Raw genomic sequence first — 24,401 nt, 5'->3', positions numbered from 1 at the left:
GTTATTTCGATTTCTTATCGACTAGCTCAATGGCATGAGCTAAAGCCGTTCGGAAGCTTCCTGTATCTGCTTTGCCTGTTCCTGCAAGGTCAAGCGCAGTGCCGTGATCAACGGAGGTCCTGATAAATGGCAGCCCCAAGGTAATATTAACCGAGCGACCAAAGCCTTTGTATTTTAGTACAGGAAGTACCTGATCGTGGTACATTCCAAGCACTGCGTCAGCATCTTCAAGGTACTTTTCATTGAAGATAGTATCAGCGGGTAACGGACCAATTAGGTTGAACCCATCACGTTGACGCAGCTTGTCTAATGTTGGAGTGATTGTCTCGATCTCTTCCTTGCCGAGCACACCATCTTCTCCGGCATGTGGATTAAGTCCACATACATAGATATTAGGTGAAGAGATAGCGAACTTCTCTACCAGATCTTTATGCAAAATCGCAATGATTTTTTCGAGTCTTTCTTCTGTTACTGCTTGAGACACATACGCTAATGGAATGTGTGTTGTAACTAGAGCGACACGTAGCCCTTCGGTTGCTAACATCATAACGACTAACGGGGTATTCGACTTCTCAGCAAAGAACTCGGTATGACCGCTGAAGGCTACACCTGCGCGGTTAATTACCCCCTTGTGCACAGGGCCGGTGACAATAGCATCAAATTCACCATTCATACAGCCTAAAGCGGCTCTTTCTAGTGTATTTAATACGTAATGACCATTGGCTTCGTCAAGTTGGCCGGCGACAGCGCCGCTTGCTAGTGGAATATGGTCAACCACTAAAGTCCCCGCTCTTTGCGCCACAATCGGGGCATCGGGTTGATAGTCAATCAGTTCGACATCAATACCAAGTTGTTGCGCGCGCTCTGCTAACATTGTTTTGTCAGCGCAAACCACAATTTGGTGATTCCAGCTTTCTTTGGACTGAGCCAGTACTAAGTCTGGCCCAATACCCGCCGGCTCACCAGCGGTGACAATAATACGTTTACAGTTCATCTTGCTCTGTATCCTCAATGACTTCTACGTAGGCACTGGCGCGAATTTCTTGTAGCCATGCACTTGCTTCTTCATTGAACTTACGGTTAAACAAAATTCGGTAAGCTTTATTCTTTAGTGCAGAGTCGGTACGGTCTACTTCACGGCGATCGAGAATTTCAACAATATGCCAGCCATGAACGGTTTTAAATGGTTCACTGATTTGGCCAACAGGAAGTGTATCGACTTGGTGTTTGAACTCTGGAACATACAGATCCGAGGTTTGATAACCCAATTCACCATCTTGCGCGGCAGAACCAGGATCTTGGCTGTATTGCTGAGCCAGTTCACCAAAGGTCGCTTCACCGGCTTTGATTTGACGGATGATGTTGTTTAAGGTGTTTTTCACGCCGTCATCACTTAGGATAACCGTCGGCTTGATAAGAATATGGCGAGCATTGACCTCAGTCACTGCAACGGTTTCTAGACCTTTCACATCTTCAATTTTTAGAATGTGGAAGCCAACGCCGCTGCGGAATGGACCAATGATGCTACCTTTGTTTTGTAGCTTAATCTGATCGGCGAAGATGGTTGGCATTTCTTCTTTGCGCATCCAGCCCCAGTCACCACCTTGCAGTGCTTTAGGGCCTTTAGAGTAGGTGTACGCCATAGTGCTAAAGTCGGCGCCATTATTCAGCTCTTTTACTAACTCTTTCGCTTGCGCTTCAATTTCCGATTTATCATCGCCATCATTCACACGCAGCTGGATGTGACCAATTTTGTATTGAACAGTGGCGTTAGTTTCCTGGGCTAATAACTCGCTTAAGTTATCAACTTCTGCTGGCAAGATGTTGATGCGGCGACGAACTAGCGCATTGCGAGCTTCACTAGCGGCAATTTCTTTACGGATCTGCTCACGAAATTCCGCATAGCTTAGGCCTTCACTGGCAATAGAGGCACGCAGTTGTTCAACGGTTTGCTGGTTGCTTTTCGCAATCTCGCCAATCGCTTCGTTAAGACGATTGTCATCAATACGCACACCTAAGCGTTCAGCTTCTTGCTGCTGAATCGTGTCGACAATCAGTTTTTCTGTTACTTGCTCAGTTAGGATCTCTTCTGATGGCAAAGATTGACCTTTTTTCTTTGCATTGGCTTTAAGCGTTTTAATTGAGGTATCGATATCACTTTGTAACACAACGCCGGTGTTTACTATCACAGCGACTTTATCTAGTGCGACAGGCTCCGCCTGCACCAAGCTGATCGGGCTTGCGATCATCAGTGTCAGTAATGTTTGTTTCCAAAACTTCATTGAAAGTCCTATAAATTCAAATCGCCTGATGTCTTAGACATCAGGCTTGCTAATTAGTTGTTTAAGAAGAATGGGCGACCGTAACCTAGTGAGTTACCTGCGCTATCTAAGCCTGTCATCCCTGAATCTGCTCCAATTCTTGTACCGAAACCAATGATGCCGAAGTTGAGGCTAAAGTTGTTTTCATAGACAGGGTTTGAATTAGGGTAGCTTGAGAAGCTTGGATCCCAGCTTTGTAGCTGTTTGGTATAGGTAAACCCAATGTACCAGCAGTCGGATGTGTAATTAAGACGTGCTAGCCATTCTAGTGACTCTTCAGTGGTTAAGTCGTAGAAATATTGTGCACTGGTGTTCCAGTTGCGATTAATTTGATAACCAGCCAGTAAGCCCGCCTGTGAAATACCATCCAATGTGATGCCGCTAACATCAAAATCTACCGTATCTTCTAAGTAATCCTTAGTCACATAGCGGTAGTTACCTTGAACGTAGCCACCATTAAAACGGTATTCAAGAGTGCTGTTACCTAGCTGAACTTCACTGGTATCAATATCGTATTGGATACCACCGTGATAAAACAGGTAGTCATCATAGTTAAAGTCCATTTCGACAGCCCACGCTGAGTAATTAGACTTTCTTGTGTCTTCCGAGTTAAAGGTATCGTTCTTAGTGTCTTTATCGATATAGAAAATCTGACCAAAAGAGATATTCAGCCTTTCTTTGTAACCGTCATCAAAGAAGCGAGAAGAGGCACCGTAGCTAAATTGGTTCGCCTTAGCTATTTTATCTACGCCGCTGTACTTGCGACTACGGAATAGACCGTAGTAGTCAGTTTGTAGCAGTGTCGTATCGTAGTTGCCTATACTGCTTTGATCTTCTTTTGGTACGTAAACATACTGAACCTGTGGTTCCAGTGTTTGAGTGTAGCCATTAAAGATAGTGGTATCACGCTCTAGCACAACACCCGCATGAGTTCGGAATTCCGGAATAACGCGTGAGACATTCTCTTCAAGGCCGTAATATGGGTTTGAATCTTTGTCGCCACTGGTAGTATCTACGCCATCAAGATCTTGTTGATAGTAAGTTCCTAGTAATCTTGCTTCTGTTGTCCAACTGCCCCAGGTTGTACCTATAGGGATGGTTAGACCTGGCTCGATATGCACACGAGTCGCTGACGGTTTACCTTCCGCATCGGTATCGAATCTCGAAATATGGCTTGTCATATCAAAGTCGAGGTAACGCATAAGCTCAGGAGCGTAATAGTTATACTCTAATTGAGGTAGTAAGCGATAAGGCAAGTTGTTACTGGTCGTTAGAACTTGGAAGTCACGTGTTAGAAGCGATGCGTCCCATGACTCTGAGCGATAGGTAGCTTGTGCTTCTTGGATGAGTTGACCATCTTCTCGATTACCGATTGATGAGTCGATATGTGAGAAGTAGGAAATATCACTGACTTTAGAATAGTCGACCTCAAACTTCCAATTCTTCTGGAAAATTCCAGAGTGCTGCCATTGGAAGCCCCAACGATCGCCATACTCAGTGTATTTTTTATCATCAGGAAGATATTCTGATTTGAAAGAGCTAAAGCCTAAATCTGATAGATAGCGCAGTTCGCTGTTAAGCTGAGTACCGCGCTCTTGCATATATTTAAACGTGGTCTCTAGGTCGTAGTTAGGCGCGAGGTTCCAGTAAATTGGTACTTCAAGCTCAAAGCCGTCACTTGATCCGTAAGAGGCCGTTGGGTAAAGGAAACCTGTTTTACGCGTATCGCCAATCGGCACAGTAAGATACGGAAGATAGAATACAGGGACACTAACAACCTCAAAGCGGGGGTTGTAGAAGGTCGCTTCTTCTTCATCTTGGTCGATATCAATACTCGAAGCTACCATACGCCATGAGTTATCTCCTTCAGGACAAGAGGTGATAGAACCATCTTCAATCTCGTAGACTGACTTACCGGTCTTAGAGACATAAACGGCTTCCCCACGACCAGGTTCACACAAGAACTGATAATTGGTATTCTCAAGCGTAACAAAATCAGTATTTAGGTTGTTGGTGGCTTTGTCTGAAATCGTCTTAACTTCACCATCACTGAAGGTCACATTACCTTCTGCTACAACCACATTCTCTTGCTGGTGCAAAGTAACATTGTCAGCAAGCATACGCTTTTTACCCTGCACAACAACAACATTGCCACGGTAGGTCGCTTTTTCACCGTTAATAGCTTCTAAGCTATCTGCTTCGACGTTTACAGGTAGTTGATTTGGGTTTTCAGGCTCAGGTTCGTTGATCAAACATTGATCTACAGCGGGCAGTTCCTGCACACTATCGTCTGATATAGTTTCTGCTTGAGTCTGAGGCACTACAAAAGCAGCACTGATTGAAGCGGCTAACAAGGAGCGTGGAAAACGTAACATCGAGTTTGACTATCCTGTTGAACTTGATATATCCGGTGAATAGGTGACCGAATGTAAAATAAAACGGTCCTTATAATAAAGTAATTTGAAGCTTACGGCACTATCAGACCGCTTCACGGCGAAAAAATTCAGAGATTGAGAGCACATAATGCATATTTTTGGCAAAATTCTTGGCACCTTCTTTGGTTTCCTATTTGGGGGAGCATTTGGCGCTGTATTCGGCTTATTTATAGGTCACCAATTCGATAAAGCTCGCCGCTTACGTCAAGCCGGGTTTAATACTGGTTTTGGCAGTGGACCAAGCCAAGCTCAGCGCCAAGAGGAGTTCTTTAAAGCTGCATTTGCGGTCATGGGCCATGTAGCTAAAGCTAAGGGGCAGGTCACCAAGGAAGAGATTCAGCTAGCTAGCACTATGATGGATCGTATGAGCCTACACGGAGAGCAACGCAAAGCAGCGCAAAATGCCTTCCGTGAAGGCAAAGAGAGTGACTTTCCTTTGGATACCGTGCTAGAGCGAGTTCGTATCTCGGCAGGTGGTCGTTTTGACCTTATGCAGTTTTTCTTAGAGCTACAGATCTCGGCAGCGTTTGCTGATGGTGATATCCACCCAAGTGAGCGTAATGTACTGCACAAAATTGCTCGTGGCTTGAATTTCTCTTCTGAGCAGCTTGAACAACGACTAAGAATGCAAGAAGCGGCATTTCGTTTTCAGCAAGGTGGTTTTGGTGGCCAAGCGGGGGGAGGCTCTCACCATTCAGGAGGCAGTTGGCAGCAAGCGTCTAGCGCAGACCAGTTGAGTGATGCATACAAACTGATTGGCGTTGATAGTAATGCCGATGCTAAAACGGTTAAGCGTGCTTATCGTAAACTGATGAACGAGCATCACCCAGATAAGCTAATGGCCAAGGGCTTGCCGCCTGAAATGATGAATGTGGCGAAAGAAAAAGCCCAAGAAATTCAAAATGCTTACGACTTGATCAAGAAGGCTAAAGGTTTTTAGATTGGTTTTAGCCTGAAACGAAAAAGGCGCATAGATTTCTCTATGCGCCTTTTCTGTATTTGGTGGCCCCTCGCAGACTTGAACTGCGGACCAATCGATTATGAGTCGACTGCTCTAACCACTGAGCTAAGGGGCCTTAATAGGTCAACGATTATAGGGGATGAGGATCGGACTGTCTAGACGCTATCAGGGCTAAATGCGCTTAGTTTTTATCCACTTAAATCTCTAGATACAAAAAAGGTGAGCAAGTGCTCACCTTTTAGTCAATCAAACATCAAGTCGATTATTCGTCTAGGAAGCTGCGCAGAGTTTCTGAGCGGCTTGGGTGACGAAGTTTACGCAGTGCTTTTGCTTCGATCTGACGGATACGTTCACGAGTAACGTCGAACTGCTTACCTACTTCTTCAAGAGTATGGTCTGTGTTCATGTCGATACCAAAGCGCATACGCAGTACTTTTGCTTCACGTGGCGTTAGGCCCGCAAGAACGTCTTTTGTCGCTACTTTTAGGCTGCCTGCAGTTGCAGAGTCTAGTGGTAGCTCAAGCGTTGTATCTTCAATGAAATCACCTAGATGCGAATCTTCGTCGTCACCGATTGGTGTCTCCATAGAGATTGGCTCTTTAGCAATTTTCAGTACTTTACGGATCTTATCTTCTGGCATTTGCATACGCTCTGCCAGTTCTTCCGGTAGTGGCTCACGACCCATCTCTTGTAACATTTGACGAGAGATACGGTTCAGCTTGTTGATCGTTTCGATCATGTGTACCGGAATACGAATCGTACGTGCTTGGTCTGCGATTGAACGAGTGATTGCCTGACGGATCCACCACGTTGCGTAAGTCGAGAACTTGTAACCACGACGGTATTCGAATTTATCTACTGCTTTCATCAGACCGATGTTACCTTCCTGGATTAGATCCAAGAACTGTAGGCCACGGTTGGTGTATTTCTTCGCAATAGAAATTACCAGACGTAAGTTTGCTTCAACCATCTCTTTCTTCGCACGGCGAGCTTTCGCTTCACCGATAGACATACGACGGCTGATGTCTTTGATGTTTTGTACCGTTAGTGATGTTTCTTCTTCGATGATCTTCAATTTAGAGATCGAACGACGAATGTCATCTTCGCTGCGGCGCACTTTTTCAGCGTATGGCTTATCAGATGCAAGAATTTCATCTAACCAAGCGTCAGTCGATTCGTTACCTGTAAACAGAGTAATGAATGACTTCTTAGGCATCTTACCGTATTCAACCGTCGCCTTCATGATAAGACGTTCTTGAGTACGTACACGTTCCATGGACGTGCGCAGCTCTTCAACTAGGTAGTCAAATTGCTTTGGAGTAAGACGAAACTCTTTGAATACGTCAATCACCATTTCGTGAGCAAGCGTTGCTTTCGGGCTTTCATTGCCGTACTCGTTACATGCCAACTGGTAATTTTGGAACGTATTGCGAAGTGCAGTGAACTTCTCTAGAGCAAGCTCAGGATCAATACCTGTATCTTCCTCTTCTTCCTCATCATCGTCAGAGTCGTCAGACTCTTCTTTTTCAGCGTCTTCATCTTCAAGATCAGACTCTGCAAGTTCAGAGCCGATATGAGTCGCTGTAGGTGCTGCCGTTTCGTCAGCATCAGGATCAACAAAGCCCGTGATAAGGTCAGTAAGACGTAGTTCTTCTGCTTGAATTCTATCAAACTGTTCAAGAATGTATGGGATGGTGCCTGGATACTCTGCCACTGCATTTTGAACTTGGTTAATACCATCTTCAATACGCTTAGCAATATCGATCTCGCCTTCACGAGTCAATAGCTCAACAGTACCCATTTCACGCATGTACATACGTACTGGGTCAGTGGTTCGGCCGATTTCGTTTTCTACGCTAGATAGCGCAGCGGCTGCAGCTTCTGCCGCATCTTCATCGGTGATTGTATCGTCATCATTCAGTGCAAGATCATCGGCATCAGGAGCAGTTTCAACTACTCGGATGCCCATGTCGTTGATCATTTGAATAATATCTTCGACCTGCTCTGAATCGACAATTTCTGCCGGTAGGTGGTCGTTTACTTCTGCGTACGTCAGATAGCCTTGTTCCTTGCCTTTAATGACAAGTTGTTTTAGCTGTGACTGCGGATTTTGATCCATAGACGGTATCCAACTTAGTATCTGGTGAAGGAATTAGTATGCGAGTTGCAAACCATACATGCTAACAAATTTTATCATAACTGGCTATGTTATGGACGCTGAAGAATTAGCTCTTGCAACTCCAACCTTTCTTCGACTGATAAGCCGACGCTTCTAGATTTCGCCAGTAGATTTTCAATTTGCTTTTCAACACATTGAGCAAGAATATTATCCAATGCGTCATAAAATATATCTTGTTCATTATCTTCATCGAGGGGGATTTCCCACCCTGCAAGACGTGACAATAGTGCCTCTTGGCTGTTATTTCGCCACTGTTCAAGTAACTGGCCCGTAGTTATATTGGGGTGTGAATTGCAATATTCAAGCACCTCTATAAATAAACTAAGTCCCGGGACTGTTAACTCTCTCACACTTGAGAGATCCGGTACCATTTCAGCATAGCTCGGATTTTGGATAAGCAAAGCGATCAAGTCGCGCATTGGCGTTCGTTTGATCTCTTTATGCGGCTGAGGTCGAGTTTCATTTAGCTTCTTGCGTGGCTGGCGTTTTTGGTTGTCAAAGCCAGTGCGTTCATCAAGCAGTTTTTCCAGTAACTCTTGGAAATACGGATCAGGAATTTTATCGATCAATGCGCTAGCGTGAGCACGAAGGGCTGATTTACCTTCATTGCTCCCCAAATTGAGTTGATGAAGCTCAATCAGGTTATCGAATAAATAGCTAGAAAGCGGGGTTGCTTGCTCAATTTGTTGCTCTAGGGCTTCTTTGCCGTGCTTGCGTACATAGCTGTCTGGGTCTTCACCATCCGGTAAGAACAAGAACTTAAGCGTGTTGCCTGTTTTTAGGTATTGCAGCGCATTTTCTAGTGCGCGCCACGCAGCCTCTTTACCGGCGCGGTCACCATCGTAGCAACATACCACCGTATTGGTTTGACGGAATAGAAGCTGAATGTGATCGCCTGTGGTGGAAGTGCCCAGTGATGCGACGGAGTAATCAACATCGTACTGTGCTAGCGCAACCACATCCATATAGCCTTCTACCACCAATACTTTCGGTGGTTCGCGATAGGCTTGCATGACTTCATAAAGGCCGTAAAGCTCTTTGCCTTTGTGGAAGATCGGTGTTTCAGGAGAGTTTAAGTATTTTGGTGTGCCATCGCCAATCACACGACCACCAAAGCCGATAACTCGACCACGACGGTCACGAATAGGGAACATCACCCGACCACGGAAGCGGTCGTAGCGGTTGCCTTTGTCGTTTTCGATCAGCATACCGCCAGAGACTAGCATCTCTTGAGTTTGTGGTGTTTGACCAAAGTTCTTACGGACTAAATCCCACTCATCAGCAACATAGCCAATACCAAACTTCTGAACGATTTGACCAGAGAGTCCACGTTCTTTGAGGTATTCGATGGCAACTTTGCTTTTAGGTTGCTTGAGTTGATCACGGTAGAACTGAGCAATACTGCCCATTATGTCATACAGGTTGCGTTTCTGTTCAGTGCTTGCTTTAGGTTGGTTAGATTGAAAGCCGCCACCTTGTCGCTGTTCTCTTGGAACATCAAGACCTAAAAATGAAGCAAGCTCTTCAATGGCTTCAACGAACTCAAGTCGTTCGTATTCCATCATAAAGTCGATGGCATTGCCGTGCGCACCACAACCAAAACAGTGATAGAACTGTTTTTCTTGTGAAACACTGAAAGAAGGGGTTTTCTCGTTATGGAATGGGCAGCAAGCGCCGTAGTTTTTGCCTTTTTTCTTAAGTTTTACTCGAGCGTCAACAATGTCGACAATATCTAGCCGAGCGAGGAGGTCATCAATGAAACTGCGAGGGATGTGTCCTGCCATAAAACCTAACAAAAAAGAAAACTAGAGAGTAGATACAAACAAGCCGCGCATTCCAGAGGATAGCACGGCTTGTTGCAATTTGGTCTGGGTAATTAAGCCAGTTTAGCGCGAACTAAACCACTTACTTTACCCATATCTGCACGCCCTTGGATTTGAGGCTTAAGAACGCCCATCACTTTACCCATGTCTTGCATGCCCGCCGCACCAGATTCCGTAATTGCGCTTTCAACAAGTGCAGTCACTTCTTCTTCAGTGAGTGGTTGAGGCATAAAATCCTCAAGTACAGTAATTTCAAGTTTCTCAGCGTCTGCAAGATCTTGACGACCTGCAGCTTCAAATTGAGCGACAGAATCGCGACGTTGTTTAACCATTTTAGTTAGCACAGTAAGAATGTCGTCATCGCCCAGAGTAATCTGTTCGTCGACTTCACGTTGCTTAATGGCTGACAAAGCTAAACGGATAGTGCCAAGGCGCGGTTTGTCCTTGGCTTTCATCGCTAATTTTTGCTCTTCTTTGAGCGTATCAATAAGAGCCATAACTATAATCCTTTAGGACTTAGTTATTAGTACAGGCGAACGCGACGTGCGTTTTCGCGAGCTAGCTTCTTAGCGTGACGCTTTTGAGCTGCTGCTTTAGCGCGTTTGCGAACTGTAGTTGGTTTTTCGTAGTGCTCACGACGACGCACTTCAGAAAGGATACCTGCTTTTTCGCAAGAGCGTTTGAAACGACGTAGAGCAACGTCGAACGGTTCGTTTTCACGTACTTTAACTACTGGCATATGCCTTTCACCTCAGGGGTTAATTCGTTAATGCTGGAACGTTAGTGAGCCAAACACTGATGTTCGGTCTCAAACCAGCTTGATCAAAAATGGTGCGGAATTTTAATCCGATCACACTACCTTTGTAAAGTATTTTGTTGGGTAGAGTTTGCACAAAATTTGTTTGATCAGCCAAGCCGAGGTAAGATTGCGCCAATTTTGAATTCGAGACAGACATCTCCAAGGTAAACCATGCGCATTATTGGTATCGAAACCTCTTGTGATGAAACAGGAATTGCTATTTATGATGACGAGAAAGGGTTACTTTCTCATCAGCTGTACAGCCAGGTCAAACTGCATGCCGATTACGGTGGAGTAGTCCCTGAGCTTGCATCCCGAGATCACGTAAAGAAAACCATCCCTCTTATTAAGGCTGCATTAAAAGAAGCAAACCTAACGCCAAAAGATATCGATGGTGTGGCTTATACGGCTGGTCCTGGCTTGGTAGGTGCGTTGCTTGTTGGTGCAACCATTGGTCGTAGCATGGCTTACGCATGGGGAGTGCCTGCGGTGCCAGTTCATCATATGGAAGGCCACTTACTTGCTCCGATGCTAGAAGATAACCCACCACCGTTTCCATTTGTGGCCGTATTGGTTTCAGGTGGTCACACCATGATGGTTGAAGTGAAAGGTATCGGTGAGTATAAGATTCTTGGTGAGTCTATTGATGACGCTGCCGGGGAAGCGTTCGATAAGACGGCTAAATTGATGGGGCTAGACTACCCAGGCGGCCCACTTCTGTCTAAATTAGCAGAAAAGGGAACTCCAGGTCGATTTAAGTTCCCTCGTCCAATGACGGATCGTCCAGGGCTTGATATGAGCTTCTCGGGCCTTAAAACGTTTACGGCAAATACGATTGCGGCCAATGGCGATGATGAGCAGACTCGCGCAGATATCGCTCTGGCATTTGAAGAGGCAGTCTGTGCAACACTGAGTATTAAATGTAAGCGTGCACTAGAACAAACCGGTTTCAAACGTATTGTTATTGCTGGTGGCGTGAGTGCAAACCGCCGTTTACGTGCGGATTTAGAACAACTTGCGAAGAAAATTGGTGGTGAGGTGTACTACCCGCGCACTGAGTTCTGCACTGATAACGGTGCAATGATTGCTTACGCAGGTATGCAGCGTCTAAAAAATGGTGAAGTTGCTGACCTTGCTGTTCAAGCAACGCCTCGTTGGCCAATTGACCAATTAGAACCAATTGAATAAAGCCAAAAGAATACACAAGGTCGCTGAGAGAGCGGCCTTTCTTTTATGTTGAAATGAAAGCGTGGTATTACGCTTCTATGCAATAAAAATAATCAATGGAAAGAACCATGGAAAAGTTTTCAGTTGATGGCCGCGAGATGGCCTATTTAGATGTGGGTAGTGGTCCCGTTGTGATCTTTGGCCACAGTTATCTGTGGGATAACAAAATGTGGGCTCCGCAAATTGAAGCGCTGAGTAAGTACTATCGCTGTATTGTGCCTGATTTTTGGGCGCATGGAGAATCGGATTTTGCACCTCAAACCACTCGTTCGCTACAAGACTACGCTAAGCAAATATTGGTGCTTATGGACCAACTTGAGATCGACGAGTTTTCGATTGTTGGCTTATCGGTCGGAGGTATGTGGGGCTGTGAATTGGTGACCTTGGCGCCACAGCGAGTAAAATCATTAGTGTTGATGGATACCTTTGTTGGTTTAGAACCTGAAGTTGCTCACAACAAATATTTCGCGATGCTTGATGCCATAGCGCAAGCCAAAGCAGTCCCTAATGAGATTGTTGAAGCGGTGACACCGCTGTTTTTCGCTAACAACGCCAAAGAGGATTCCCCTGAGCTTGTGACAAACTTCTCTAAGCATTTAGCAAATCTTCAAGGTGAGCAAGCGGAAGAAATCGCCCGTATTGGCCGTATGGTTTTCGGCCGACGCGATCAAATCGAAGATATTGAAAAGTTTGCTTTGCCGGTATTAATTGCCGTCGGACAAGAAGACAAGCCTCGCCCAGTATTGGAGTCGTACTTGATGGTTGATTCGATTAATGGCTCTCAACTTGTTCAGATTCCCAAGGCTGGACATATTTCAAACCTAGAGCAGCCTGAGTTTGTATCAAATATGTTGCAGCAATTTTTGGCTGCGCATGCGTAGAATTGATTCCTAGACTAAAAAGCGAGCGTAATGCTCGCTTTTTTATTACTCATCTGCAGGGCAGAGGTTAACCAAGGGGTAATTTTGATGCTTCATCTTTTTGCTACCCATTGATGGATCCATTCCTTTAATGTGAAGGTTGTCTAACTCTGCCCCATCTATAGAGAAGCTATCCCATACAACATCGGGGTAGCTGTCTGACAGCATCGCTAAGATCATTGGCGAAAAGTCATCCACCATCAATTCGGCATTACACTCATAATCGACACAGGTATAAGTTACTTCATTCGTTTGGTCCGCTTCTTCATTATACTGGCTGACACTGAATGAAAGGGCGTGCTCGACGCCAACAAGATCAATGATGGTCTCTTCAAAAGCGTAACTGGCTGAGTACATGACCAGAACTTCGGCATCCCCGCCAAATTTAGTGTGTTCTGACGTCTCTTCTATTTCAGCCCAAGTCCAATCAGCTTCCACATTGAAGCTGGGGTCTGAGAATTCTGATGAACATTCGCCCGGAGTGATATCAACCAGAGCTGGCTTTGGTGGCTTTGCGTTAGTTGTGATGGTATAGCTGGCTAGTGCGCCTAGAGTTAAGGCTAATAATGTACGTTTCATAGAACCTCCGCCTGTTCAAGAAACAAAGTTACAGGGGAAACGGCAGCATCATGTATGTCGCCGTTTGCGACTCTATGAGAATAGGAGTTAGCCACAGGTAATTTAGAGGCTTAGGTAGACGATTATGAAATAAGCTTTGGAGATAAGCGCTTAATGATTAAATTATCAATAATAAGGTAACTTAATCAGAAAAGATAAGCGAAAGAATGGGATTATTTTGTTAACTAGTACTAAAGTGCTAGCTCAACGTATTCATTGTATGGCTAATTACTGTGGGTTATATGGACTTTTTTGCACCAAGCTTAGGCTCCGTCCCCTCAAACAACCGCTTGATGTTTTGATGGTGCCTAAAAATAATTAAGCAACACAACATCGCAACAGGGAGAGTGTATTGCGGCTTGACCATCCAGGTGTAGAAAGGGGCCAAGAGCACCGTTACAATCGCAGCAAGTGAAGAGTAGCGAAACAGAACCGCCATCGTCAGCCAGGTCGCAATGATCATTCCTGTTAAATCTAAGCCGATCGGAGCAATTGCACCGAGCGCAGTCGCCACTCCTTTACCGCCTTTAAAATGAAAGAACAACGGGTACATATGGCCTAAACAGGCTGCGATAGCAATCACGCCTAAAATGACTGGCTCAATCCCCAGAAAGTATCCCCCCCAAACGGGAATCGTCCCTTTCAACATATCGCACAATAAAACGGAGACTGCGGCTTTTTTTCCACCAATACGCAAGACATTCGTTGCACCTGGATTATTAGAGCCCACACCACGTGGATCAGGCAAACGCAGAATACGGCAGATCAAAACAGCACTCGAGATCGAGCCTAGAAGGTAGGCGATAATGATCATAACCAGTGCTAATGGGGTCATAGTAGAGAACTCGTCTGAAACAGGTGTTAGTCAAGCAAGTAATTGATATGATACTGCGCCTGATACGCTCAAACTATCACGATAGAGTTTGAGATGGAAATAGTACGACTTTTTACCTCGCTTGGGTATCCGACCTCTAAGGAAGTAACACATGGATAAAGTATTTATCGAGCAACTGGAAGTAATCACCACAATTGGCGTTTACGATTGGGAACAAGAAATTAAGCAAAAGCTTGTGTTGGATATTGAAATGGCGCACGACAACCGACCTGCTGGCAAAAGCGATGATGTGGTTGATGCGTTGGATTATGCTCAAGTGAGTCAGGCGGTGCTGCAACATATTGAGGGTGGTCGCTTTCTACTGGTTGAGCGTGTTGCTGAAGAGATCGCTGAACTGATCATGGCTAAGTTTAATGTACCATGGATTAAGATCCGTTTAACCAAGCCAGGGGCTGTTGCTCAAGCGAAAGGGGTAGGCGTGATTATCGAACGAGGTCACGCATGATTACTACTTATGTCGGGATTGGTTCAAACATTGGCCGGCATAAGCATATTGAAGCGGCCATTCGTGAGCTGAGAAACCTCGATCCTGAATTACGTCTCTCGACCATCTATGAATGCGAAGCGGTTGGCTTTGATAGCCAGCCGTTTTACAACCTTGTCGTAGAAATGAAAACCTCTTTAGATTTGACAGATTTTTCACGACAACTGCGTGATATTGAGTTCAAATGGGGCCGCGCTGTCGATGCTGGAAAGTTTGAGCCGCGAACGGTAGACCTCGACATCATTCTTTATGGGTCGGTGGTGTCTCCCTGTCAACCAGAAGTGCCTCGTAGCGACATCGTAAAATATGCGTTTGTTCTGCAGCCGCTCTTGGAACTCAGTCCACAGTTGACAGTGCCTAATGATGGCCGAACCATCGAGCAAATCGCTCAGCAAAGCCAATTAACCACACCACTCACCCCAGTTCCCCTGTGGTTTCAATAACGAGTAAGAGAAAATAATGGGATATTTTGAAGCGTTTATCCTTGCTTTAATTCAAGGGCTTACCGAGTTTTTACCAATTTCGAGTTCCGCACACCTTATTTTGCCTTCCGCCATCCTCGGCTGGGAAGATCAAGGGTTAGCGTTTGATGTTGCAGTGCATGTCGGCACGTTGGCTGCGGTCATGATCTACTTCCGCAAAGAAGTCGTCTCTTTATTGACTGCGTTCTTTGCATCGATCTTTAAGGGCGATCGCAGTAAAGAAGCGAAACTGGCTTGGATGATCATTATTGCCACGATTCCAGCGTGTATCTTCGGCTTGTTAATGAAAGACTTTATCGAGCTGTATTTACGCAGTGCGTGGGTGATTGCTACGACCACTATCGTGTTTGGTTTGTTGTTATGGTACGTCGACAAAAATTCAAAGCTGGCTGATGACGAATATCAAGCGGATTGGAAGAAAGCACTGTTTATTGGCGTTAGCCAAGCGTTGGCGATGATTCCAGGGACATCTCGTTCAGGCGCGACCATTACCGCTGCGCTGTATTTAGGTTTTACTCGTGAAGCAGCAGCACGCTTCTCGTTCTTAATGTCGATTCCTATCATTTTATTGGCTGGTAGTTACCTTGGCTTAAAGTTAGTGACAAGCGGCGAGCCAGTGCACTTTGGCTTTTTGATGACCGGTATCGTTACCTCATTCATTAGTGCTTACATTTGTATTCATTTCTTTCTAAAGATGATTTCACGTATGGGTATGACCCCATTTGTGATTTATCGATTGTTGCTTGGTCTAGGCCTTATTGCCTTCTTAAGTTTCAATTAAACAGTTAAGAATCAGCAAAATCTTATTGAAGACCACAGAGTCCAATCTCGCGCCATTAGCGACATTGTGATATATATGTGGTCTTTCTTTTTATCTCCTCATTGATTAATGCTATGCGAATTTTTGCACTGACCTTAACCTTAATTTTAGGCTGGCTACAATTTGAATTGTGGTTTGGAAAAAATGGAATTAGTGACTTTCAGGCGGTAAGTGCAGAAACCCAAGTTCAGCATCAAGTTAACGGCAACCTCCAAGTTCGAAACAATGAAATGTTTGCGGAAATTGATGACCTTAGACAAGGTCTTGATGCGATCGAAGAACGTGCTCGGCATGAGCTCGGCATGATCAAAGAGGGCGAAACTTTTTATCGTATTATTGGGGATGATAACTAAATGTCGCCACTATCTTCTGGGTCGATCGTCGCGATTGTCCCTGCCGCAGGTGTCGGCAGTCGTATGCAGGCTGATAGGCCTAAGCAGTACTTAGAAATTAACCAGAGTACGGTTTTAGAACATACGGTAGACAAGTTGCTGAGTCACCCTGCTATCGAGTGTGTGATTATTGCTGTCACTGACGGTGACCCATACTTTCCTCAATTGTCCTTAGCCAATCATGAAAGCGTTGTGCGTGTCTCTGGTGGTAAAGAACGCGCAGATTCTGTGCTTTCTGCATTACACTATGTAGAAAAGCACAATTTGGCTGAATGGGTTCTGGTGCATGATGCAGCTAGGCCATGTGTCGAACTGGCTGATATTGATGCGTTGATTCAACGCTCGTTAGAGAATCAGCTTGGCGGTATTTTGGCGGCACCGGTACGAGATACAATGAAACGAGCAAATCTAGATCAAGCGATTGATCATACCGTTGATAGGGAAGCACTGTGGCACGCACTAACCCCACAGATGTTTAAAGCTCAGATGCTAACGCAAGCTCTGTCTAGGGCACTAAAGCAAGGTGTAGCGATCACCGATGAAGCATCTGCTATTGAGTGGATTGGGCGAAAGCCTGCTTTAGTTAAGGGCAGAGCAGATAATATAAAAATAACTCAACCAGAAGATCTGGCGTTGGCAGAGTTTTATCTAAATAGAAATAAAGGATAACTCATGATTCGAATTGGCCACGGCTTTGATGTCCACAAGTTTGGCGGTGAAGGCCCGGTAATCATTGGCGGTGTTTCTGTCCCGTATGAGCAAGGTTTGATTGCTCATTCTGATGGCGATGTTGCTTTGCATGCCCTTTGTGATGCGCTGCTTGGTGCTATCGCTGCGGGTGATATTGGTCGTCACTTTCCAGATACCGATGATAAATGGAAGGGGGCGAACAGCCGCGACTTATTGCGAGACGTATACCGCCGAGTGCGAGAGCAAGGCTATGTGTTGGGTAATGCCGATATCACTATCATTGCACAGGCCCCTAAAATGGCCCCTCATATTGAGGCGATGTGCCAAACCATTGCTGAAGATCTTCAAACGGATTTAGGTAATGTAAACGTCAAAGCGACTACAACAGAACGACTGGGTTTTACTGGTCGTAAAGAAGGTATTGCAACAGAAGCTGTTGTCTTACTTGTAAAAGAATAATCAGTTGCAGGCCGAGCTTATTCGGGTGACGGCCACAGCATTGGAAAGAATATGTCTGACATTTTATCTTCATTGGCTTATCTAAATGGTAAGCCAAGTGCCAAAGGCAAACTAAAAGCGAGAGCTGAACACTTCAAAGTGAGCGAGAACCTAGGTTTCGACTTTACTGGTACAGGTGAACACTTAATGGTTCGCATCCGTAAATCGGGGGAAAACACCAGCTTTGTGGCCAACGAATTAGCAAAAACGTGTGGTGTGAAATCTAAGGATGTCAGTTGGGCTGGTTTGAAAGATCGTCATGCGGTGACGGAGCAATGGCTCAGCGTGCATTTACCAAAAGGTGATACGCCAGACTTTAGCCAGTTTTTAGCTCAATACCCAAGTATTGAAATTTTGGCGACAGACAGACACAACAAAAAACTGCGTCCAGGTGATCTTATTGGCAACCAGTTTGAGATTACACTGTCAGAAGTGACGGATGTGGATGATGTGTTGACACGACTTGAATCTGTGACCCAATCTGGTGTACCGAACTACTTTGGTAGCCAGCGATTTGGCAATCAAGGCAATAACCTTGATGAGGCTCGACGTTGGGGACGAGAGAATGTACGTACTCGCAATCAGAATAAACGTAGCTTGTACCTTTCAGCTGCACGCTCTTGGATCTTTAATACCATTTTGTCTGAGCGTATCGAGAAAGGCTTATTCAGTCAGGCGATGGTTGGTGACTTAGTCGAACTTGAAGGCCAAACCGAGCTTGTCAGCCAAGATGCATTGGAAGAAGTGAATACCGCTCTAGTAGAAAAACGTACGCAACTGACGGCAGCGATGGCGGGTGATAATGCGTTGCCCACTCAAGCGGATGCTTTAGCACTTGAGCAGCCTCATTTAGATGCGGAACCAGACCTTATGGCACTGATTCGAGGTAACCGCATGCGCCACGATCGCCGCAGTATCTCTCTGATGCCGCAAGATCTTTCTTGGAGTGTTGAGTCTGACAATATTACGCTGAACTTCTCGTTAGATGCAGGCTGTTTCGCGACGGCAATTATCCGTGAGCTAATTGAAGAAATCGAAGTGGAGCGCCAATATTAATGAGTGATATGCGCCTTAAGATATTAATCAGCAATGATGATGGCGTGCATGCGCAAGGGATTCATACTTTGGCGGATGCCTTGCGAGATATTGCAGACGTGACGATTGTTGCTCCGGACCGCAACCGTTCTGGCGCATCCAATTCATTAACGCTTGAGCAGCCTCTTCGTGTCAATCAGATTGCTCCACAGATATATTCTGTACAAGGTACACCGACTGATTGTGTTCATTTTGCATTGAATGAACTGATGAAAGATTCGCTACCAGATTTGGTATTAACCGGCATTAACCATGGTGCTAACTTAGGTGACGATGTTTTATATTCCGGTACCGTTGCGGCGGCAATGGAAGGACATTTCCTAGGTGTTCAGTCCATTGCTTTCTCTTTAGTCGGAAAACATAACTTCGATGTTGCTGCGAACATTGCCCGTCAATTGGTGCAGCAGCATGCTCATTCTGCGATCCCGACCAATCGCCTGCTTAATGTGAATATTCCAGATCTTTGTGAAGATGAGCTGAAAGGGACTCAAGTGACACGATTGGGTGCTCGTCATCACGCTGAAGCGATGATTAAGCAGAAAGATCCTCGTGGGCATGATATCTATTGGTTAGGTCCTCCGGGCAAAGAACAGGACGCAGGAGAGGGCACGGACTTTTATGCTATCGAACAAGGCTTTGTTTCAATTACACCATTACAGGTGGATTTAACGGCGCATGAGTCGATACAAAGCATGGGTAATTGGTTAAAGGATAGTTAAGCATGACAAACCCACATGCCGATAGATTGCGCGAATTTCTGGTTGCGAATGGGATTCAAGATCAGAAAGTGCTAGATGCAATTTATAGATTGCCGCGAGAGCAATTTGTCTCTCAGGCGATGATTCATCAAGCTTATGACAACAATGCGTTGCCGATAGGGCAAGGGCAAACTATTTCTCAGCCATACATAGTGGCGAAGATGACAGAGATGTTGGAGCTTACACGCAGCAGTAAGGTACTTGAAGTGGGTACGGGCTCTGGTTATCAAACAGCGGTGTTGTCTCAGCTTGTTGAGCACGTTTATTCGATTGAACGTATTAAGACTCTGCAATGGGAAGCAAAGCGTCGCCTAAAGCAGCTGGATATTTACAATATATCCACTAAGCATGGTGATGGCTGGCAAGGCTGGGCAGCGAAAGGCCCTTTTGATGCCATCATTGTTACTGCAGCTGCTGAATCTGTTCCTTCTGCACTCTTAGAGCAACTGAAAGAGGGCGGGATATTGATGATCCCTGTTGGAACGGATGAGCAGCAATTGCTAAAAATCGTTCGTAGTGGCGATGAGTTTCTCTCTCAAGTGGTAGAAATGGTTCGTTTTGTTCCTCTGGTTGCTGGTGATCTAGCTTAGCGATGAAGTTTAAGTCTTACTTTCTATTAGTCTTAGGTATTTGCAGTACATTATTAGGATGTGCTGCGCATTCTCCTGCGCCTGTGACTGGATTGAAGAAAGATTATAGCTCGGTCTCTCGAGGGAGTTATCGAGGAAGTTACTATCAGGTCGAAAAGGGCGATACGCTGTATTTTATAGCCTATGTCACAGACAAAGATGTAAGTGAAATCATTAGTTACAACGGTTTAACCAAGCCTTACACCATCTTCCCTGGTCAAAAACTCAAACTTTGGCAACCTGCTTATAATGCGCCAGCGTACGGTGGCACTGGGGCTGGCGTCGCTGTAGCTGTTGTTGCGACCCCTTCCACTCCAAAACAGAATACGGCATCGAGCAAAAACTCTACTCAGACGGTTAATACGGCCAGTTCAAAAAACAATCAACAAACGGTGGCAAAACAACCACCAAAGAAGGTTGATCAATCGAAATCAAAGGAGTATGTTGAATCTACTGGTAAACAAAATGTTAACAAAAATACCAGTAGTACATCGACAAACAACAATAAAGTTTCCAAGTGGTTATGGCCAACTAAAGGGAGAGTAATCAAGAACTTTTCTGCTGGGGATCAAGGGAACAAGGGGATTGATATCGCAGGGCAGCGTGGGCAATCCATTGTTTCTACAGCAGGCGGCACCGTGGTTTATTCGGGCAATGCACTACGTGGTTACGGTAATCTCGTGATTATAAAACATAACGACAATTACCTAAGTGCATACGCACATAATGATCGGTTGCTAGTACGCGAAGGGCAAAGTGTCAAAGCTGGTCAAAAAATCGCAACAATGGGCAGCTCTGGAGCCAGCAGTGTTCGCTTACACTTTGAAATTCGCTATCAAGGTAAGTCAGTGAATCCAAAACGCTACTTACCGTAAAAATTTACTGTTAGGTAATATAGCGACATTAGACGTAGTAATGTCTTGCTAGCTCGCCAGGGGGAGGCGCTATGAGTATCAGCAATGCAGCAACGAAAGTCGAAGAATTCGAAATCGATCAAGAAACCGTTCAAACGTTTCAAAAGAAAAAACCGACCAAACCTACACAAGCTGAAGAGGCTAAAGAAGAGTTTGATGCATCGACGAAAAGTCTAGATGCGACACAACTTTATTTAGGAGAAATTGGCTTTTCTCCACTACTTACCGCCGAAGAAGAAGTTCTTTACGCACGTCGTGCCTTACGAGGTGACGAAGCTGCGCGTAAACGTATGATTGAAAGTAATCTTCGCTTAGTAGTGAAAATTTCCCGTCGTTACAGCAATCGTGGTTTGGCACTACTTGATCTTATTGAAGAAGGAAACCTCGGTTTAATCCGAGCGGTAGAGAAGTTTGACCCTGAACGCGGTTTTCGCTTCTCTACCTACGCAACATGGTGGATTCGTCAAACCATAGAGCGTGCTCTGATGAACCAAACACGTACCATCCGTTTACCTATCCACGTCGTTAAAGAGCTCAATATTTATCTGCGTACTGCTCGTGAGCTATCGCAAAAACTTGACCATGAGCCAACGGCGGAAGAGATTGCCACTCAGCTTGATAAACCCGTTGATGACGTGAGCAAAATGCTACGTTTGAATGAACGTATTAGTTCAGTTGATACACCAATTGGTGGTGATGGAGAAAAAGCTCTGCTTGATATCATTCCTGATATTAACAATTCTGACCCTGAAGTTTCGACTCAGGATGATGATATTAAGGGCTCACTTATCCATTGGTTAGATGAGCTGAATCCTAAGCAGAAAGAGGTGCTAGCGCGTCGTTTCGGTTTACTGGGTTATGAGCCATCAACACTGGAAGAAGTAGGTCGAGAAATCAATCTAACTCGTGAGCGTGTTCGTCAAATTCAGGTCGAAGGGCTACGCCGTTTAAGAGAGATTCTGATCAAACAAGGTTTGAATATGGAAAACCTATTTAGTGTGGCAGAAGATTAAGCGTGATAAAGATGAAAAAAAGCCTCGGATTACCGAGGCTTTTTTGATTGTACACCTTAAGACTACTCTGCCTTAATCACCGGGAATACTTTGACCAGCTTAATGCGATTCTCTTCGAGCTCGACGATTTCCATTGGATGTCCTGATACCTGGACACTTAAATGACTTTCTGGAATGTCTTCTAAATGTTCTAAGATCAGACCGTTGAGTGTTCTCGGGCCATCGGTTGGCAGCGTCCACTTTAAGCCTTTGTTGATATCACGGATATTGGCACTGCCCTCGATAAGGAAACTGCCATCACCTTGTGGCGTGATTTCATCAGACAAGCTTGGTGCAATCGATGTGGTAAATTCACCGACGATCTCTTCCAGAATATCCTCTAAGGTCACTAGGCCGATAATGTCACCATACTCATCGACAATAAGACCAATACGCTCTTTATTGCGTTGAAATTTAAGCAGTTGGACATTAAGCGGGGTGCTTTCTGGAATAAAGTACACCTCATCAGCGGCGCGGAGCAGCGTCTCTTTGGTGAACTCATTCTTCTCCAGCATTAAACGATATGACTCACGCAGGCGCAGCATACCAACCACTTCATCAATCTGATCGCGGTAGAGAACCACGCGGCCGTGAGGAGAGTGAGTTAGCTGTCTAACAATCGACTTCCAATCATCATTGATGTCGATTCCGGTAATTTCATTTCTCGGCACCATAATGTCGTTTACCGTGACATGCTCTAAGTCGAGAATCGAAATCAGCATATCTTGGTGACGGCGTGGGATCAGGCTGCCGGCTTCATTTACTACGGTGCGGAGCTCTTCCGAACTGAGATGGTCATCACCGCCGTGATCGACTTTGATACCCAGTAAGCGAATGAAACCATTGGTAATGAAGTTAACTAACATCACTAGCGGCGAGAGTAGCTTCATTAAAATGGTAAGAACAATACTGCTGGCGTAAGAAACGCGCTCAGGGTAAAGCGAGGCAAGTGTTTTTGGTGTCACTTCAGCGAAAACAAGCACCACCATGGTTAGGGCACCAGTCGCAATAGCAACACCGAGATCGCCATAAAGGCGCATACCTAAGATGGTCGCGATAGCCGAAGCGAGAATATTAACGAGGTTGTTGCCAATTAAGATAAGCCCTATAAGGCGGTCTGGACGGTCGAGCAGCTTTTCTACCCGTTTTGCCCCTTTATGACCATTGTTGGCTAGGTGCTTGAGGCGGTAGCGGTTCAAAGACATCATCCCTGTCTCTGAGCCTGAAAAATATCCTGAAATAATGATAAGACACGCGAGTAGCGCAAATAAGATACCCGTTGATATGTCGTCCAAAGCTTATCTTTTCCTTATGATTGTTTGGTTAATTTATGACCTAAACTGCGCGTTAAGTCAATTTCAAATACGGAGTGAGGTATTGTAAAAGAAAGGTGCACTTGATGCACCTTTCTCTCTCGATTAGTTAAGAATGATCTCGCGGACAAAGCGACTGCCGAAGTAGGCTAAGGTCAACAAGGTTGCACCAGCGACTGCAAACCAGGTTACTTTGCGACCGCGCCAACCTTTGCGGTAATGACCCCAAAGTAGGACTGAGTAAACCACCCAAGCAATAAAGGAGAGAATCCCTTTATGCGCTTTACCTTGAGCAAACATATCCTGAACAAATACAAAGCCAGTCAATAGTGTGCCCGTCAGTAGCACGTTACCGATCAAAATAATATTGAATAGCTGACGCTCGACCATCAGCAATGGCGGCAAGTTTGGATTGATTGCTAGCGCTTTCTTCGCTTTCAGCTTGTGATCTAGCCAAGCCAGCTGCAGTGCATATAGAGCACCGATGGTTAAGGTTGAATAGGAAAATAACGCTAAAGAGATATGAATCAGCAGTTTAGGGTCTTGCTCAAGGTGAGTAATATAGGTGTTTGGTAAGAAAGCAGCTGCGATTAAGTTAAGCGCTGAAAAACTGTATACCACAGGTAATAAGAACCACAGGCGAGTTTTAAGCATTGCCCCGCTCATCACCAAAGAAATGATAAAGCTAATCAGAGAAGCCACGTTCAGGATACTTAGGTTTTGACCTGAATAGCCCAAGATAAGATCGCTAAGCAACCACGCATGAAAAGCCAGCGCAAGAATAGCACTGACGAAAACGGTTTTAACGCGGATCCCTGTTTGATGAACAAGTCCCGGAACTATGGTTGCAATCGCTAATGAATAGAGTATTGCAGCAACAACGGCAATTAAGTTGTCCATTATTCTCTAACAGCTGGTGGATTTTTAACAAATTATACCCTGCATCAACGGCTTGAGCTATGAATTATCACTTTCATTTCCTCAGCATGAGATATCAAAAGTAATCTAGGCAGTGTCAAGCTTGGGTTGGCTAAGGTATACTCATAGTAATTTTCGCCAAAAGTGATGGGCGAGCCTACTTGCAACCGTCTAGGTA

At 45.1% G+C, this 24,401-nt stretch carries 25 protein-coding genes and 1 tRNA gene; 14 read left to right on the top strand and 12 right to left on the bottom strand.

What is annotated here, in order from left to right:
- Position 1: 1 nt before the first annotated feature.
- From pdxA to lptD, 3 genes are read right to left on the bottom strand one after another with little or no spacing between them, the layout of a single operon-like run.
- Positions 2-994, bottom strand: a complete 993-nt coding sequence (pdxA, locus tag ELS82_RS11370; protein ID WP_134835590.1) for a 4-hydroxythreonine-4-phosphate dehydrogenase PdxA — start codon at positions 992-994, stop codon at positions 2-4.
- On the bottom strand, positions 984-2,282 hold the full coding sequence (gene surA / locus ELS82_RS11365) for a peptidylprolyl isomerase SurA (protein ID WP_134835589.1): 1,299 nt from the start codon (positions 2,280-2,282) through the stop codon (positions 984-986). The genes pdxA and surA overlap by 11 nt, the downstream gene beginning before the upstream one ends.
- A 53-nt stretch (positions 2,283-2,335) precedes the next feature.
- Positions 2,336-4,696 carry an LPS assembly protein LptD gene (lptD, locus tag ELS82_RS11360; protein WP_134835588.1) on the bottom strand — a complete coding sequence of 787 codons (2,361 nt, stop codon included), beginning with the start codon at positions 4,694-4,696 and terminating at the stop codon, positions 2,336-2,338.
- Between the two features lie 148 nt (positions 4,697-4,844).
- On the opposite strand from lptD, the gene djlA reads away from it, so the two are divergent.
- Entirely contained in the window at positions 4,845-5,696 is an 852-nt protein-coding gene (gene djlA, locus ELS82_RS11355) for a co-chaperone DjlA (protein WP_134835587.1), read from the top strand.
- Between the two features lie 60 nt (positions 5,697-5,756).
- Here the strand turns inward: djlA and ELS82_RS11350 are convergent.
- The 5 genes from ELS82_RS11350 to rpsU form a co-directional block, all read right to left on the bottom strand.
- A tRNA-Ile gene (locus ELS82_RS11350) sits at positions 5,757-5,832 on the bottom strand.
- 147 nt (positions 5,833-5,979) lie between these two features.
- A complete protein-coding gene (rpoD, locus tag ELS82_RS11345) occupies positions 5,980-7,836 on the bottom strand; it encodes an RNA polymerase sigma factor RpoD (RefSeq protein ID WP_134835586.1) in 1,857 nt (618 codons plus the stop codon).
- Between the two features lie 89 nt (positions 7,837-7,925).
- Positions 7,926-9,680 (bottom strand): DNA primase, encoded by a 1,755-nt coding sequence (gene dnaG / locus ELS82_RS11340; RefSeq protein WP_134835585.1) that lies wholly within the window; start codon positions 9,678-9,680, stop codon positions 7,926-7,928.
- A 92-nt stretch (positions 9,681-9,772) separates the two neighbouring features.
- Complete coding sequence (locus ELS82_RS11335; protein WP_134835584.1) at positions 9,773-10,216, bottom strand: GatB/YqeY domain-containing protein; 444 nt, start codon at positions 10,214-10,216, stop codon at positions 9,773-9,775.
- A 26-nt stretch (positions 10,217-10,242) separates the two neighbouring features.
- Complete coding sequence (rpsU, locus tag ELS82_RS11330; protein ID WP_001145625.1) at positions 10,243-10,458, bottom strand: 30S ribosomal protein S21; 216 nt, start codon at positions 10,456-10,458, stop codon at positions 10,243-10,245.
- 231 nt (positions 10,459-10,689) lie between these two features.
- On the opposite strand from rpsU, the gene tsaD reads away from it, so the two are divergent.
- Positions 10,690-11,706 carry a tRNA (adenosine(37)-N6)-threonylcarbamoyltransferase complex transferase subunit TsaD gene (gene tsaD / locus ELS82_RS11320; protein WP_126574962.1) on the top strand — a complete coding sequence of 339 codons (1,017 nt, stop codon included), beginning with the start codon at positions 10,690-10,692 and terminating at the stop codon, positions 11,704-11,706.
- Between the two features lie 107 nt (positions 11,707-11,813).
- Positions 11,814-12,626, top strand: coding sequence for an alpha/beta fold hydrolase (locus ELS82_RS11315; protein WP_134835583.1), 813 nt, complete (start codon positions 11,814-11,816; stop codon positions 12,624-12,626).
- Positions 12,627-12,671: 45 nt separating this feature from the next.
- On the opposite strand, the gene ELS82_RS11310 is transcribed toward ELS82_RS11315, so the two are convergent.
- Together ELS82_RS11310 and plsY are read right to left on the bottom strand one after the other, a co-directional pair.
- Positions 12,672-13,244, bottom strand: coding sequence for a hypothetical protein (locus ELS82_RS11310; RefSeq protein ID WP_134835582.1), 573 nt, complete (start codon positions 13,242-13,244; stop codon positions 12,672-12,674).
- Positions 13,245-13,521: 277 nt separating this feature from the next.
- Complete coding sequence (plsY, locus tag ELS82_RS11305) at positions 13,522-14,118, bottom strand: glycerol-3-phosphate 1-O-acyltransferase PlsY (protein WP_134835581.1); 597 nt, start codon at positions 14,116-14,118, stop codon at positions 13,522-13,524.
- A gap of 151 nt (positions 14,119-14,269) precedes the next feature.
- On the opposite strand from plsY, the gene folB reads away from it, so the two are divergent.
- The 11 genes from folB to rpoS all read left to right on the top strand — a co-directional run bounded on the left by folB (position 14,270) and on the right by rpoS (position 21,953).
- Positions 14,270-14,623 (top strand): bifunctional dihydroneopterin aldolase/7,8-dihydroneopterin epimerase, encoded by a 354-nt coding sequence (gene folB / locus ELS82_RS11300; protein WP_134835580.1) that lies wholly within the window; start codon positions 14,270-14,272, stop codon positions 14,621-14,623.
- A complete protein-coding gene (gene folK / locus ELS82_RS11295; protein ID WP_134835579.1) occupies positions 14,620-15,105 on the top strand; it encodes a 2-amino-4-hydroxy-6-hydroxymethyldihydropteridine diphosphokinase in 486 nt (161 codons plus the stop codon). The genes folB and folK overlap by 4 nt, the downstream gene beginning before the upstream one ends.
- 16 nt (positions 15,106-15,121) lie before the next feature.
- A complete protein-coding gene (locus ELS82_RS11290; RefSeq protein ID WP_126574973.1) occupies positions 15,122-15,925 on the top strand; it encodes an undecaprenyl-diphosphate phosphatase in 804 nt (267 codons plus the stop codon).
- A gap of 113 nt (positions 15,926-16,038) precedes the next feature.
- Positions 16,039-16,317 (top strand): cell division protein FtsB, encoded by a 279-nt coding sequence (gene ftsB / locus ELS82_RS11285; protein WP_126574975.1) that lies wholly within the window; start codon positions 16,039-16,041, stop codon positions 16,315-16,317.
- Entirely contained in the window at positions 16,318-17,025 is a 708-nt protein-coding gene (gene ispD / locus ELS82_RS11280) for a 2-C-methyl-D-erythritol 4-phosphate cytidylyltransferase (RefSeq protein WP_134835578.1), read from the top strand.
- Between the two features lie 3 nt (positions 17,026-17,028).
- On the top strand, positions 17,029-17,505 hold the full coding sequence (gene ispF, locus ELS82_RS11275) for a 2-C-methyl-D-erythritol 2,4-cyclodiphosphate synthase (RefSeq protein WP_134835577.1): 477 nt from the start codon (positions 17,029-17,031) through the stop codon (positions 17,503-17,505).
- 51 nt (positions 17,506-17,556) lie between these two features.
- Positions 17,557-18,600: a tRNA pseudouridine(13) synthase TruD gene (gene truD / locus ELS82_RS11270; RefSeq protein ID WP_134835576.1), complete on the top strand. Its 1,044-nt coding sequence runs from the start codon at positions 17,557-17,559 to the stop codon at positions 18,598-18,600.
- Positions 18,600-19,358, top strand: a complete 759-nt coding sequence (surE, locus tag ELS82_RS11265) for a 5'/3'-nucleotidase SurE (protein ID WP_134835575.1) — start codon at positions 18,600-18,602, stop codon at positions 19,356-19,358. The genes truD and surE overlap by 1 nt, the downstream gene beginning before the upstream one ends.
- Positions 19,359-19,360: 2 nt before the next feature.
- Positions 19,361-19,987: a protein-L-isoaspartate(D-aspartate) O-methyltransferase gene (locus ELS82_RS11260; protein ID WP_134835574.1), complete on the top strand. Its 627-nt coding sequence runs from the start codon at positions 19,361-19,363 to the stop codon at positions 19,985-19,987.
- A 2-nt stretch (positions 19,988-19,989) separates the two neighbouring features.
- On the top strand, positions 19,990-20,901 hold the full coding sequence (gene nlpD / locus ELS82_RS11255; protein ID WP_134835573.1) for a murein hydrolase activator NlpD: 912 nt from the start codon (positions 19,990-19,992) through the stop codon (positions 20,899-20,901).
- A 71-nt stretch (positions 20,902-20,972) separates the two neighbouring features.
- The gene (gene rpoS / locus ELS82_RS11250) at positions 20,973-21,953 is read left to right on the top strand and encodes an RNA polymerase sigma factor RpoS (protein WP_134835572.1); all 981 of its coding nucleotides are present in this window, start codon (positions 20,973-20,975) and stop codon (positions 21,951-21,953) included.
- A 62-nt stretch (positions 21,954-22,015) separates the two neighbouring features.
- Here the strand turns inward: rpoS and ELS82_RS11245 are convergent, their stop codons facing one another.
- Positions 22,016-23,287, bottom strand: coding sequence for an HlyC/CorC family transporter (locus ELS82_RS11245; protein WP_134835571.1), 1,272 nt, complete (start codon positions 23,285-23,287; stop codon positions 22,016-22,018).
- 123 nt (positions 23,288-23,410) lie between these two features.
- A complete protein-coding gene (locus ELS82_RS11240) occupies positions 23,411-24,205 on the bottom strand; it encodes a cytochrome C assembly family protein (RefSeq protein WP_134835570.1) in 795 nt (264 codons plus the stop codon).
- Positions 24,206-24,401 lie beyond the last annotated feature (196 nt).

The sequence above is a fragment of the Vibrio ouci genome, from assembly GCF_004551525.1.
GTDB lineage: Bacteria > Pseudomonadota > Gammaproteobacteria > Enterobacterales > Vibrionaceae > Vibrio > Vibrio ouci.
Note: the sequence above shows the minus strand (reverse complement) of the source record. Positions and strands in the feature narration are given on the sequence as shown.

What these genes read in the sequence shown, in the direction of transcription:
- rpoD (WP_134835586.1), bottom strand. Translation starts at nt 7,836, where the DNA reads ATGGATCAAAATCCGCAGTCACAGCTAAAACAACTTGTCATTAAAGGC.
- plsY (WP_134835581.1), bottom strand. Translation starts at nt 14,118, where the DNA reads ATGACCCCATTAGCACTGGTTATGATCATTATCGCCTACCTTCTAGGC.
- ELS82_RS11290 (WP_126574973.1), top strand. Translation starts at nt 15,122, where the DNA reads ATGGGATATTTTGAAGCGTTTATCCTTGCTTTAATTCAAGGGCTTACC.
- ispF (WP_134835577.1), top strand. Translation starts at nt 17,029, where the DNA reads ATGATTCGAATTGGCCACGGCTTTGATGTCCACAAGTTTGGCGGTGAA.
- ELS82_RS11310 (WP_134835582.1), bottom strand. Translation starts at nt 13,244, where the DNA reads ATGAAACGTACATTATTAGCCTTAACTCTAGGCGCACTAGCCAGCTAT.
- ELS82_RS11260 (WP_134835574.1), top strand. Translation starts at nt 19,361, where the DNA reads ATGACAAACCCACATGCCGATAGATTGCGCGAATTTCTGGTTGCGAAT.
- pdxA (WP_134835590.1), bottom strand. Translation starts at nt 994, where the DNA reads ATGAACTGTAAACGTATTATTGTCACCGCTGGTGAGCCGGCGGGTATT.
- lptD (WP_134835588.1), bottom strand. Translation starts at nt 4,696, where the DNA reads ATGTTACGTTTTCCACGCTCCTTGTTAGCCGCTTCAATCAGTGCTGCT.
- surA (WP_134835589.1), bottom strand. Translation starts at nt 2,282, where the DNA reads ATGAAGTTTTGGAAACAAACATTACTGACACTGATGATCGCAAGCCCG.
- surE (WP_134835575.1), top strand. Translation starts at nt 18,600, where the DNA reads ATGAGTGATATGCGCCTTAAGATATTAATCAGCAATGATGATGGCGTG.
- truD (WP_134835576.1), top strand. Translation starts at nt 17,557, where the DNA reads ATGTCTGACATTTTATCTTCATTGGCTTATCTAAATGGTAAGCCAAGT.
- folB (WP_134835580.1), top strand. Translation starts at nt 14,270, where the DNA reads ATGGATAAAGTATTTATCGAGCAACTGGAAGTAATCACCACAATTGGC.
- folK (WP_134835579.1), top strand. Translation starts at nt 14,620, where the DNA reads ATGATTACTACTTATGTCGGGATTGGTTCAAACATTGGCCGGCATAAG.
- ftsB (WP_126574975.1), top strand. Translation starts at nt 16,039, where the DNA reads ATGCGAATTTTTGCACTGACCTTAACCTTAATTTTAGGCTGGCTACAA.
- ELS82_RS11315 (WP_134835583.1), top strand. Translation starts at nt 11,814, where the DNA reads ATGGAAAAGTTTTCAGTTGATGGCCGCGAGATGGCCTATTTAGATGTG.
- tsaD (WP_126574962.1), top strand. Translation starts at nt 10,690, where the DNA reads ATGCGCATTATTGGTATCGAAACCTCTTGTGATGAAACAGGAATTGCT.
- ispD (WP_134835578.1), top strand. Translation starts at nt 16,318, where the DNA reads ATGTCGCCACTATCTTCTGGGTCGATCGTCGCGATTGTCCCTGCCGCA.
- djlA (WP_134835587.1), top strand. Translation starts at nt 4,845, where the DNA reads ATGCATATTTTTGGCAAAATTCTTGGCACCTTCTTTGGTTTCCTATTT.
- nlpD (WP_134835573.1), top strand. Translation starts at nt 19,990, where the DNA reads ATGAAGTTTAAGTCTTACTTTCTATTAGTCTTAGGTATTTGCAGTACA.
- rpoS (WP_134835572.1), top strand. Translation starts at nt 20,973, where the DNA reads ATGAGTATCAGCAATGCAGCAACGAAAGTCGAAGAATTCGAAATCGAT.
- ELS82_RS11335 (WP_134835584.1), bottom strand. Translation starts at nt 10,216, where the DNA reads ATGGCTCTTATTGATACGCTCAAAGAAGAGCAAAAATTAGCGATGAAA.
- dnaG (WP_134835585.1), bottom strand. Translation starts at nt 9,680, where the DNA reads ATGGCAGGACACATCCCTCGCAGTTTCATTGATGACCTCCTCGCTCGG.
- rpsU (WP_001145625.1), bottom strand. Translation starts at nt 10,458, where the DNA reads ATGCCAGTAGTTAAAGTACGTGAAAACGAACCGTTCGACGTTGCTCTA.
- ELS82_RS11240 (WP_134835570.1), bottom strand. Translation starts at nt 24,205, where the DNA reads ATGGACAACTTAATTGCCGTTGTTGCTGCAATACTCTATTCATTAGCG.